This window comes from Mesorhizobium sp. M7A.T.Ca.US.000.02.2.1 (assembly GCF_003996995.1).
In the GTDB taxonomy this organism is placed as follows: Bacteria; Pseudomonadota; Alphaproteobacteria; order Rhizobiales; family Rhizobiaceae; genus Mesorhizobium.
The window spans coordinates 1-11854 of sequence record NZ_RZTT01000178.1 but is presented as its reverse complement, the minus strand read 5'-3'; the positions used below and the strand labels follow the sequence as shown (position 1 = coordinate 11854).

Below are 11854 nucleotides of genomic sequence, written 5' to 3'. Positions count from 1 at the left end.
GGGTGAAGCGCGGCGGCTAAAAGGCCAAGTCCTAATCTTCTAAAACGCAGAGCCCATTTCCGCCGGTTTGCCGGCGGCTCTTCCGAAAAGGCAGCATCATGAGTGGCGTGAACGAAATCCGGTCGACATTTCTCGACTACTTCCGCAAGGAGGGTCACGAGATCGTCGCGTCGAGCCCACTGGTGCCGCGCAACGACCCGACGCTGATGTTCACCAACGCCGGCATGGTGCAGTTCAAGAACGTCTTCACCGGTCTGGAGAAGCGGCCCTATTCGCGCGCCTCGACCGCCCAGAAGAGCGTTCGCGCTGGCGGCAAGCACAACGATCTCGACAATGTCGGCTACACCGCGCGCCATCTGACCTTCTTCGAGATGCTCGGTAATTTCTCCTTCGGCGACTATTTCAAGGAGCGCGCCATCGAGCTTGCCTGGAACCTGATCACCAGGGAGTTCGGGCTGAACAAGGACAAGCTGCTGGTCACCGTCTATCACACGGATGACGAGGCGGCCGGCTTCTGGAAGAAGATCGCCGGTTTTTCCGACGACCGCATCATTCGCATCGCGACCTCGGACAATTTCTGGGCGATGGGCGACACCGGACCGTGCGGGCCGTGCTCTGAAATCTTCATCGACCGCGGCGAACACATCTGGGGCGGCCCTCCCGGCAGCCCGGAGGAGGATGGCGACCGTTTCCTCGAATTCTGGAACCTGGTGTTCATGCAGTATGAACAGGTGACGAAGGAGGAGCGCATCGACCTGCCGCGCCCCTCGATCGACACCGGCATGGGCCTGGAGCGGATGGCGTCCATCCTGCAAGGGGTGGAAAGCGTCTTCGAGACCGATCTGTTCCGTCACCTGATCGACGCGGCCTCGTCCGCGATCGGGCATGGTCCCGACAAGGAGACGGTCGCGTCCTACCGGGTCATTGCCGATCATCTGCGCTCGTCCTCCTTCCTGGTGGCGGACGGCGTGCTGCCTTCGAACGAAGGCCGGGGCTATGTCCTGCGCCGCATCATGCGCCGCGCCATGCGCCATGCGCAGCTGCTGGGTGCCAACGAACCGCTGATGTGGAAGCTGGTGCCGGCGCTGGTGCGCGAGATGGGCCAGGCCTATCCGGAGCTGCTGCGCGGCGAACAGTTGATCACCGAGACGCTGAAGCTCGAGGAGACCAGGTTTCGCAAGACGCTGGTGCGCGGCCTCGGCCTGCTCTCCGAGGCGACGGAGACGCTGCATGCCGGCGACATGCTGGACGGCGAAACGGCCTTCAAGCTCTACGACACTTACGGCTTCCCACTTGATCTGACGCAGGACGCGCTGCGCCAGCGCAGCATCTCGGTCGATCTTGCCGGCTTCACCAATGCGATGGAGCAGCAGAAGGCCGAGGCGCGAAAGCATTGGGCAGGCTCCGGCGACGCGGCGACCGAGACCATCTGGTTCTCCGTGCGCGAGAAGGCGGGCGCCACCGAGTTCCTCGGCTATGAGACTGAAGCTGCCGAAGGCATCATCCAGGCGCTTGTCCGGGACGGCAAGGCTGTCGACAGCGCCGGCAAGGGTGACGCGGTGGCGATCGTCGTCAACCAGACCCCGTTCTATGCCGAGTCCGGCGGCCAGATGGGCGACACCGGCGTTATTTCAGGCGAGGGCTTCTCGATCGAGGTTTCCGACACGCAGAAGAAGGCCGATGGGCTATTCGTCCACATCGGCGAGGTGGCCAGCGGCACGGTCAAGACCGGTGTTGCCGTCGAGCTCAAAGTCGACCATGCGCGCCGCTCCAGGTTGCGCGCCAACCATTCCGCGACGCATCTGATCCATGAGGCGCTGCGCGAGGTGCTGGGCAGCCATGTCGCGCAGAAGGGCTCGCTGGTCGCGCCCGAGCGCCTGCGCTTCGACATCTCGCACAACAAGCCCATTTCACCGGAGGATCTCGAAGAGGTCGAGCGCATGGCCAACGAGATCGTCGTCCAGAACGGCCCGGTGTCCACGCGCCTGATGTCGGTCGACGATGCCATTGCCGAAGGCGCCATGGCGCTGTTCGGCGAGAAATACGGCGACGAAGTGCGCGTCGTGTCGATGGGCACCGGCGTTCACGGCGCCAAGGCCAACCGGCCCTATTCGGTCGAGCTCTGCGGCGGAACGCATGTCCGGGCGACCGGCGATATCGGCCTGGTGCGTGTCGTGTCGGACAGCGCGGTCGCGGCCGGCGTGCGCCGCATCGAGGCGCTGACCGGCGAAGCCGCGCGCAAACATCTCGACGAGCAGGACCGGCGTTTGAAGGCGACGGCGGCCGTGCTCAAGATTTCGCCGGCCGATGTGCCGGCGCGCGTCGAGACGCTGCTCGAAGAGCGCAAAAAGCTTGAGAAGGAACTGACCGAGGCGCGCAAGAAGCTGGCGCTGGGCGGGGGATCGTCAGCCGATGCTCCAGCCGCCAATGAGACGGTCGCCGGTATCGGCTTCCTCGGCAAGACGGTCTCCGGTGTCTCGCCGAAGGATTTGAAGCCGCTGGCCGATGCCGGCAAGAGCTCGCTCGGCTCCGGCGTCGTCGTCTTCGTCGGCGCTGGCGAAGACAACAAGGCAAGCGTCGTGGTGGCCGTCACCGACGACCTCGTCGGCCGCTTCAGCGCCGTCGACCTTGTCCGCGTGGCCTCCGCCGCATTGGGCGGGCAGGGCGGCGGCGGGCGGCCCGACATGGCCCAGGCCGGTGGCCCCGACGCTTCCAAGGCCGATGATGCGATTGCAGCGGTGAGGGCGGCACTCGAAGCGGCGTGAGCCAGTGGGCAGTTCAAGGGGAGCCCTACCTTCCCAAGTAGCGCTGCCCCTCATCTGGCTGCCGCCACCTTCTCCCCGTAAACGGGGAGAAGGGCGCTTTCGTCGCGGCTTTCGCCAATCGCCAGCCTTGCAAAAAAAGAGGCGCCGGCGTTGCGGCCAGCCTCTTTCTCCCCGTTTTACGGGGAGAAATGCCCGGCAGGGCAATGAGGGGCGGCGCCGGCGTTGAGGAAGTTCACTCGGCCTAAGCGACCTTTTCAGTCCGCGTAAAGCTCGCACGATCGGCGACGCGTGTATACCAGTCCCGGATATCCGCGAACCGCGCCAACAGATCGCGCCCTTGCGTGACCTTGACGAAATAGGCGATGATCGGCGCGGCGTGCAGGTCCGCCAGCGTCAGTTGGTCGCCAAGCAGCCACGGACCTTGTGGCTTCAGCGATCTCAGCACCTTCAGCACCGTCTCGGCCTGAGCAAGGCCGCCGGCGATCAACGCCGAATCCGGCTCAGCCTTCTCCAGCCGCTCGACGGCAACATCCCAGACCATGGCGCGATAGCCATAGGCGTCGAGCATGCCGATGATCTGGCCCATCCTGGCGCGGCCGCGCGCGTCGGCAGGCTGCAGCGCCGGTCCTTCGAAGGCCTCGTCGATATAGCGGGCAATCGCATTGGTCTCGAAGAGGCGAAACCCGTCATAACAGAAGGCCGGGATGCGGCCGAACGGATGATGCTCGAAATACCAGGCGGGAACGCCCTCGGCGGCAAAGACATCGACCGGCACAAGCTCGTAGTCGATGCCTTTTTCCGCGAGTACGAGGCGGACGATGCGTACATAGACGCTGTACTCCGCCCCGTAGACGATGGGCTTGCCCATCTTGCTTACTTGTCAGGCCATCGCCTTCTGCAGGTTCTCGTCGATCTTGTCGAGGAAACCGGTGGTCGAAAGCCATGGCTGGTCGGGGCCGATCAAGAGCGACAGGTCCTTGGTCATGAAGCCTGACTCGACCGTCTGGATGCAGACCTTTTCCAGCGTTTCGGAAAAACGCTTCAGGTCGGCATTGTCGTCGAGCTTGGCGCGGTGCGCGAGGCCACGCGTCCAGGCGAAGATCGAGGCGATCGAGTTGGTCGAGGTTTCCTCGCCCTTCTGGTGCTGGCGGTAGTGGCGGGTGACGGTGCCGTGCGCGGCTTCGGCTTCCACCGTCTTGCCGTCCGGTGTCATCAGCACCGAGGTCATCAGGCCGAGCGACCCAAAACCCTGCGCAACCGTGTCGGACTGCACGTCACCGTCATAGTTCTTGCAGGCCCAGACATAGCCGCCCGACCATTTCAGGGCGGAGGCCACCATGTCGTCGATCAGGCGGTGCTCGTACCACAGCTTCTTCGACTTGAACTCGGCCTCGAACTCGGCCTCGTAGACCTCCTGGAAGATGTCCTTGAAGCGACCGTCATAGGCCTTGAGGATGGTGTTCTTGGTCGACAGATAGACCGGATAGTTGCGCAGCAAGCCGTAGTTCAGCGACGCCCGGGCGAACTCGCGGATCGAGTCGTCGAGATTGTACATGGCCATGGCGACACCGGCGCCGGGCGCGTCGTACACATCGTGCTCTATCACCTGACCGTCCTCGCCGACGAATTTGATGGTCAGCTTGCCCTTGCCGGGGAAGCGGAAATCGGTGGCGCGGTACTGGTCGCCGAAGGCATGGCGGCCGACGATGATCGGCTTGGTCCAGCCGGGCACCAGGCGCGGCACGTTCTTCATGATGATCGGCTCGCGGAAGATGGTGCCGCCGAGGATGTTGCGGATGGTGCCGTTCGGCGACTTCCACATCTTCTTCAGCTTGAACTCCTCGACGCGCTGTTCGTCGGGGGTGATCGTCGCGCATTTCACGCCGACGCCGTGTTTTTTGATGGCGTTGGCCGAATCGATGGTCACCTGGTCGTTGGTGGCGTCGCGGTGCTCGATGCCGAGGTCGTAATATTCAAGCTTAAGGTCGAGATAAGGGTGGATCAGCTTGTCCTTGATGAACTGCCAGATGATGCGGGTCATCTCGTCGCCGTCGAGTTCGACGACCGGGTTCGCCACCTTGATCTTCGCCATGGAAAGAATGCCTCGTTGCTGGATATGGGACGGCCTTGCCCGCGCGGCGTTGGGCCGGGAGATGTCGCCCGTATATCAAAGCGCTTTTGGCCACGCAAACGGCGATCGGTCACGAATTGGAGGCCAGAGCCGTCGTCATTTGCGAATGCTTCATTTTCCCGGCCGAATGTGGCAGGGACGCTGAAATGCCGCAAACAGCAGTTCATTGACAATCATGCCCGTCATCAAAGATCCCGATAGCATTGCAGTCGCCGGCCCGGCGATCATCCTCGTCGAGCCTCAGCTTGGCGAGAACATTGGCATGGTCGCGCGCGCCATGGCCAATTTCGGTCTGTCGGAGCTGCGCCTGGTCAACCCGCGTGATGGTTGGCCGAGCGAGAAGGCGCGCGCGGCGGCCAGCCGCGCCGATCATGTCATCGACGCTGTCACCGTCTTCGACGATCTGGCCTCGGCGCTCGCCGACCTGAACTTTGTCTTCGCCACCACGGCCAGGCAGCGCGACGGCTTCAAATCCGTGCGCGGGCCGGTGGAGGCGGGCAGGCTGCTGCGGGCGCGCCACGTGATGGGCCAGCGCACCGGCATCCTGTTCGGACGCGAACGCTTCGGCCTCTACAATGACGAGGTCGGCCTTGCCGACGAGATCGTCACTTTCCCGGTCGATCCCGATTTCTCCTCGCTCAACATCGCCCAGGCAGCACTTCTGATGTCCTACGAATGGATGAAGTCCGGCCTGGAGGACGAGACCAGGACCAATTTTTCCGGCCCGGACATGAAACCGGCAAGCAAGGAAGAATTGCACGGCCTGTTCGCCTATCTCGAAGGCGCGCTGGAAGCGCGCGGCTATTTCCGGCCGGCGCCGAAGAAGCCGAAAATGATCGACAATCTGCGCGCGGTGCTGACACGCCCTGGCTTTGCCGAACCGGAGCTGAAGGTGCTGCGCGGCATTATTTCGTCGCTCGACAGGTTTTCTCCGGCGATGCCGCGCGGCGACGGGTCCCCTGGCGACGACCCGCGGCGCTTGCCCGCGGCCGCCGCGCGGGCCCGCAAGGCGGAAGCGGCGCGCCTTGCCGACACCGGCAAGGACGATGACATACCGCCGCTTGGCGGAAAAGGAACCGACAATGACTGAGCGGCCGATCCTGATGTTCGATTCGGGCATCGGCGGGCTTACCGTGCTGCGCGAGGCGCGCGTGCTGATGCCCGATCGCCGCTTCATCTATGTCGCCGACGACGCTGCGTTTCCCTACGGCGCTTGGGAAGAGCCGGCGCTGAGGGCGCATATACTCGAATTGTTCGGCAAATTGCTTGAGCGCTTTGCGCCGGCCATTTCCGTCATCGCCTGCAACACCGCCTCGACGTTGGTGATCGATGCGCTGCGCGATAGATTTCCCGCGCATCCTTTCGTCGGCATGGTGCCTGCGATCAAGCCGGCGGCGGAACGTACGCGCTCAGGGCTGGTTTCGGTGCTGGCGACGCCTGGCACCGTCAAGCGCCAATACACGCGCGACCTGATCAGCAAATGGGCGCAGAAATGCCATGTCCGCCTTGTCGGCAGCGACAGGCTGGCGGGACTGGCTGAGATCTACATGCGTGAGGGCTTCGTCGATGAGGAGGCCGTACGCACCGAGATCACGCCGTGCTTCGTCGAACATAATGCGTTGCGTACGGATATCGTCGTGCTCGCCTGCACACACTACCCCTTTCTGGCCAATCGCTTGCGCAAGACGGCGCCCTGGCCGGTCGATTGGCTTGACCCCGCTGAAGCGATTGCGCGCCGGGCGCTGTCGCTTCTCGCCGACATTGATCCGAGCGGTCGTGGCGAGATGCTGCCTGAAGGACCCGACCTTGCCGTCTTCACATCGGCAAGAGCCGATTTCCCGACCCGTCGCCTGATACAGGGCTTCGGGCTGGCTATGTCGTGATTGCGAAGCGGAACATCACGGCAGTCGTTGCGTTTTTCTCCAGATTCCAACGGGAGAAAGAACCATGCCAGCCACCTCGAAAGCCCAGCAGAAAGCCGCCGGCGCGGCTCTGTCGGCCAAGCGCGGCGAGACCAAGAAGAGCGAACTGCAGGGCGCTTCCAAGGGAATGTACGAATCGATGAGCGAAAAGCAGCTCGAGGAATTCGCCGAGACGAAGCGCAAGGGCCTGCCGGAGAAGAAGTCGAAAGACTAAGGATTAAACATCCGGAATCAAAGAGCCCGCGGCCAAAACCGCGGGCTTTGAATTGATGTCGGCCGCCTGAGACCGGATAGGAGCCTACCAGCGCCCGCTGCAGCGCTTGATCTTGTAGCGTATGACCTTCTTGTGGCCGTGCCGCCAGATAACCTTCTTCTTGATTACGATGCGACAAGCCTGGTGATGTCGGTGTCCGTGCCAATGCCTGGCCTCCGCCGGCTCCGGTGTCAGGACCGCCATGGATCCCGCCAACACAGCGGCTCCTGTCAGGGTAAGGAAGAATTTCTTCATGCGATTGTAGCTCCTCTGCTCCGGTCCCTTCCTGATGCCGCTGGCGCAACCTCCCGCCACATCCGGCACTGTACTCAACCCAGAGACGCTATATCGTCGCCATGGCCTACGCCAGCCACAAGCTTGACACCGGTTAAATCTCCGTTTAATCAGCGCGCCAACACCGGGCCGCAATGCCCGGTGGTTTTCTTTATGTGCGCAAGATGCGTGGAAATCCAATTCTACTATCTTGTTTGAACTGACGTGTCCCGTGGGTTTTCCGCCGCGTTGCGTGGGAAAACCCTGTCAGGTCTCGAAAACGGAGGCCAGAGGAGGGCGCGTTTCCTTCACCCGGACCATGAGGTTCCGGGTGTATTGTTTTGAAAAGGGAATGCGATGAGCAAGCGCGAATCCGCGAAGTACAAGATCGACCGCCGTCTCGGCGAAAATATCTGGGGCCGCCCGAAGTCCCCGGTCAACAAGCGTGAATACGGTCCCGGCCAGCATGGCCAGCGCCGCAAGGGCAAGCTTTCCGATTTCGGCCTGCAGCTGCGCGCCAAGCAGAAGCTGAAGGGTCACTATGGCGACGTTTCGGAAAAGCAGTTCCGCAAGGTTTATGAAGAGGCTGACCGCCGCAAGGGCGACACCTCGGAGAACCTGATCGGCCTGCTCGAATCGCGTCTCGACGCGGTCGTCTACCGCGCCAAGTTCGTGCCGACCATTTTCGCCGCCCGTCAGTTCGTCAACCACGGCCACGTCAACGTCAACGGCAAGCGTGTCAACATCGGCTCGTATCGCTGCAAGCCGGGCGATGTCGTCGAAGTGCGCGAAAAGTCCAAGCAGCTGGTCATCGTTCTGGAAGCGGTCGGTCTCGCCGAGCGCGACGTGCCGGACTACATCGAAGCCGATCACAACAAGATGGTCGCGACCTTCTCGCGCATCCCTGGCCTGGCGGACGTTCCGTTCGCCGTGCAGATGGAACCGAACCTGGTCGTCGAATTCTACTCGCGCTAAAACGAGCGCGTTCTGCGACACCAAGCAAAGGCCGCCCGTCGAGGCGGCCTTTTCTTTGTCGGTCATGTCCGCTAATCCGGCGCTCTGGCCACTGAAAGCGACATGCCATGAACATGCTTCCAGACATCGAACCGATCGCCGACAGCGAAGGCGGCTTCCATCCGCTGTTCGCCGACGTGCCGTCCTCGGTCGAATTCAACAAATTGCGCAAGCGGCTGCTGCGGCTGACCCGGCAGGCGATCGAGGATTTCTCGATGGTCAAGCCCGGCCAGCGCTGGCTCGTCGCGCTCTCGGGCGGCAAGGATTCTTACGGCCTGCTCGCGGTGCTGCTCGACCTCAAATGGCGCGGGCTCTTGCCGGTCGATCTTCTGGCCTGCAATCTCGACCAGGGCCAGCCGAATTTCCCCAAACATATCCTCCCGGACTATCTCGACAGCCACGGCATTGCGCACCGGATCGAGTATCAGGACACCTATTCCGTCGTCACCGACAAGCTGCCGGCGGGCAGCACCTATTGCTCGCTCTGCTCGCGCCTCAGGCGCGGCCATCTCTACCGCATTGCGCGCGAGGAGGGTTGCTCGGCACTGGTGCTCGGCCACCATCGCGAGGACATTCTCGAAACCTTCTTCATGAACCTCTTCCATGGCGGCCGTCTCGCCGCCATGCCGCCTAAACTGCTCAACGACGACGGCGACGTCATGGTGCTGCGGCCATTGAGCTACTGCGCCGAGGCCGATCTGGAAAGATTCGCCGCCGCCATGCATTTCCCGATCATTCCCTGCGATCTCTGCGGCAGCCAGGAAGGTCTTCAGCGGAATGCCATGAAGGCGATGCTCGAGGACCTGGAAAAGCGTATGCCCGGCCGCAAGGATACGATGCTGCGCGCGCTGTCGAACAGCAGGCCATCGCACCTGCTCGACAGGAAGCTGTTCGACTTCGCTGCCCTCAACGACACCCTCACCACAAGGCAAGACATTTCCGATGACATTTGACGACACCGCGATCGATTGGCTGGCCGGCATTCTGGCCGAGGCGGCGCTGACCGAGATCATGCCGCGCTTTCGCCGGCTGGGCGATGGCGATGTCAGGCAGAAGACCTCGGCCGCCGACCTTGTGACCGAAGCCGACGTCAATGCCGAGCGGCTCATCACCGCCAGGCTGCTTGAGCGCTACCCCTCAGCGATGGTCGTCGGCGAGGAGGCCTGTTCCGACAATCCGGCGTTGCTCGATGGCTTGGGCGATGCCGATCTGGCCTTCGTCATCGATCCGGTCGACGGCACTTTCAACTTCGCCTCCGGCGTGCCTTTGTTCGGCGTCATGCTGGCGGTCGTGGTCCAGGGCGAGACGGTTGCCGGCATCATCCACGATCCCGTCGGCAAGGACTGGCTGATCGGCGCCAGGGGCGCCGGCAGCCATATCCGGCATGCGCATGGCAGCCTGGAGAAGGTGCATGTCGCGGCACCCGCGCCGATCTCGGAAATGACCGGCTCCGTCTCTTGGCAATATATGCCCGAACCGGAGCGGTCGCGGCTGGCGCGCAACCAGACGAAGATCCTGTCGCAATTCGCCTATCGCTGCGCCGCGCACGAATACCGCCTGTTGGCGAGCGGCCATGCCCACTTCGTCGTCTACAACAAGCTGATGCCGTGGGATCATCTGGCCGGCGTGCTGATCCATGCCGAGGCCGGCGGCCACGCGGCGCGCTTCGACGGCAGCGCCTATCTGCCCTCGCATCTCGGCGGCGGCCTGCTTGTCGCGCCCGATCGCGAAAGCTGGCACGAATTGCGCCGCGAACTCTGGGCGGCATAGGAACGATTCCTGCGTTAGCCGAAGGAGCGGTGCAGTTTCACGCAAATCCGGAGGCTCTCGAATGAAACCTCGGTTCGCATTTGTCGCGACGGCTCTTGCCGTCGCTCTGTTCGCCAGTTCCCTGGAAGCAAGGTCGCAGGAGCGCAGCTGTCGCAGTCCCGATCCCGTCGATACGATAAAGGAGATGTCGGACGCTATCTATGCCTGCTGGAAACCGCCACCCGGAACCGCGGGCATGTCCCTGACCCTGCGGTTCTCGCTTCGCCGCAACGGCACACTGATCGGCAAGCCTCGCGCCACATATGCCGATCTGGGAACCGATGCCCAGCGCAGCCGGGCCTTCGTGGCATCCATTCTCAGGGCACTCGATGATGCTCTGCCATTGCCCTTTTCGGACCGCATGGGTGAAGCAATCGCGGGGCGTATGCTCGCCCCCCGGTTCACGGCGGCCCTTGAGGGTGCATCCTAGTGCAAGTCGGTGATGTGCCCTGAAACGGGCGCGTTCTGTGGCTGGAACATCTTGCCGCGCTCGGCGATGAAGATCATCAGCAGCGCCGCGACCGAGACGCTGCAGAAGCCGGCGGCCAGCGGCGTCACCGTGCCATTGAAGGCCTGGCCGATCAGCGTGCCGAGAATGCCGCCGAGAAACGTCTGCATGAAACCGAGGATCGACGACGCCGTGCCGGCCAGTTGCCCGAGCGGCTCCATGGCCAGCGCGTTGAAGTTCGCGCCCAGCGCACCGAACGGAAGCATGGCGCAGGCAAAGAAGGTGATGAACAGCCAGAGCGGCATCTTCATTTCCAGCGAAACGATCAGCCAGGCAAGGCTGATGACCAGGAACAGCAGCAGCGCGCTCTGCGACAGGCGGCGCATGCCGATGCGGCCGACAAGGCGCGAATTCAGAAAGTTGGAGAAGGCGAGCACGCCCGCGACGCCTGCGAAGATGACCGGGAACATCTCGCCGACATGGAAGATGTCGACATAGATCTGCTGCGCCGAAGCGATGAAGCCGAACATGGCGCCGAAGATGAAGGTGCTGGCGAAGGCATAGCAGATCGCAATGCGGTTGGTGAGCACGATGCGAAACCCGCCGACAATGGAGTTGAGTGTCAACGGCCGGCGATGTTCGGGATGCAGCGTTTCAGGAAGGCGCAGCAGCGACCAGGCCGAGACGAGGAGCGCACCGACGGCCATGGTGACGAAGATCCAATGCCAGGTCGCAAACAGCATGATGAACTGGCCGATGCCGGGAGCAATGACCGGTATCGCCATGAACACCATGAAGATCAGCGACATCACCTCGGCCATGCGCCGGCCGTCGAACGTATCGCGCACGATCGATACGGCGATGACGCGGGTGGCGGCCGCACCAATGCCTTGCACGGCCCGGCACAGCAGAAGTGTCTCAAAGCTTGGCGCAATGGCGGCAGCCGCGGCCGCGGCGACATAGATCACCAGCCCGGCGACCAGTGGTGCGCGACGCCCAAAGCGATCCGAGATCGGCCCGAAGAACAACTGTCCGCCGCCGAAGCCCAGAATGTAGGCCGTTATGACGTACTGCCGGTGGTTTTCATTTTCGACGCCGAGCGTGGCGCCGATCTGCTGCAGCGCGGGCAGCATGATATCGATGGCCAGCGAGTTCAGCGCCATCAGCGCCGCGCACAGGGCGATGAACTCCCAGCGCGGAATAGGCAGTTTGCTTGCCGATTGCGGCGCTGGTTTTGGC

General features: G+C 62.9%; 11 protein-coding genes. 8 read left to right on the top strand and 3 right to left on the bottom strand.

All coding sequences use genetic code 11. The features are described 5' to 3' along the window. Positions 1–98 precede the first annotated feature (98 nt). Positions 99–2765 carry an alanine--tRNA ligase gene (alaS, locus tag EOD15_RS17840; protein ID WP_127321784.1) on the top strand — a complete coding sequence of 889 codons (2667 nt, stop codon included), beginning with the start codon at positions 99–101 and terminating at the stop codon, positions 2763–2765. Between the two features lie 241 nt (positions 2766–3006). On the opposite strand, the gene EOD15_RS17830 is transcribed toward alaS, so the two are convergent. Both EOD15_RS17830 and EOD15_RS17825 read right to left on the bottom strand, forming a co-directional pair. Further along, the gene (locus tag EOD15_RS17830) at positions 3007–3633 is read right to left on the bottom strand and encodes a glutathione S-transferase family protein (RefSeq protein WP_127321785.1); all 627 of its coding nucleotides are present in this window, start codon (positions 3631–3633) and stop codon (positions 3007–3009) included. 12 nt (positions 3634–3645) lie between these two features. Further along, positions 3646–4857 (bottom strand): NADP-dependent isocitrate dehydrogenase, encoded by a 1212-nt coding sequence (locus EOD15_RS17825; protein ID WP_127321786.1) that lies wholly within the window; start codon positions 4855–4857, stop codon positions 3646–3648. A gap of 214 nt (positions 4858–5071) precedes the next feature. Here EOD15_RS17825 and EOD15_RS17820 point away from each other — a divergent pair, with 214 nt between their 5' ends. The 7 genes from EOD15_RS17820 to EOD15_RS36810 all read left to right on the top strand — a co-directional run bounded on the left by EOD15_RS17820 (position 5072) and on the right by EOD15_RS36810 (position 10597). Further along, positions 5072–5986, top strand: coding sequence for an RNA methyltransferase (locus tag EOD15_RS17820; RefSeq protein WP_127321787.1), 915 nt, complete (start codon positions 5072–5074; stop codon positions 5984–5986). Next, a complete protein-coding gene (murI, locus tag EOD15_RS17815) occupies positions 5979–6779 on the top strand; it encodes a glutamate racemase (protein WP_127408691.1) in 801 nt (266 codons plus the stop codon). The genes EOD15_RS17820 and murI overlap by 8 nt, the downstream gene beginning before the upstream one ends. Before the next feature lie 64 nt (positions 6780–6843). Further along, complete coding sequence (locus EOD15_RS17810) at positions 6844–7032, top strand: DUF3008 family protein (RefSeq protein WP_023810328.1); 189 nt, start codon at positions 6844–6846, stop codon at positions 7030–7032. 669 nt (positions 7033–7701) lie between these two features. Beyond that, positions 7702–8319, top strand: coding sequence for a 30S ribosomal protein S4 (gene rpsD / locus EOD15_RS17800; protein ID WP_023759539.1), 618 nt, complete (start codon positions 7702–7704; stop codon positions 8317–8319). Between the two features lie 107 nt (positions 8320–8426). Further along, a complete protein-coding gene (gene ttcA / locus EOD15_RS17795; protein WP_127321527.1) occupies positions 8427–9311 on the top strand; it encodes a tRNA 2-thiocytidine(32) synthetase TtcA in 885 nt (294 codons plus the stop codon). Continuing rightward, positions 9301–10128 (top strand): inositol monophosphatase family protein, encoded by an 828-nt coding sequence (locus tag EOD15_RS17790; RefSeq protein WP_127321526.1) that lies wholly within the window; start codon positions 9301–9303, stop codon positions 10126–10128. Before ttcA ends, EOD15_RS17790 begins: the two co-directional genes overlap by 11 nt. Before the next feature lie 235 nt (positions 10129–10363). Next, a complete protein-coding gene (locus EOD15_RS36810; RefSeq protein WP_245463701.1) occupies positions 10364–10597 on the top strand; it encodes a hypothetical protein in 234 nt (77 codons plus the stop codon). On the opposite strand, the gene EOD15_RS17780 is transcribed toward EOD15_RS36810, so the two are convergent. Further along, complete coding sequence (locus tag EOD15_RS17780) at positions 10594–11817, bottom strand: multidrug effflux MFS transporter (protein WP_164761846.1); 1224 nt, start codon at positions 11815–11817, stop codon at positions 10594–10596. The two genes, EOD15_RS36810 and EOD15_RS17780, sit on opposite strands and share 4 nt — an antisense overlap. Between the last annotated feature and the right edge of the window lie 37 nt (positions 11818–11854).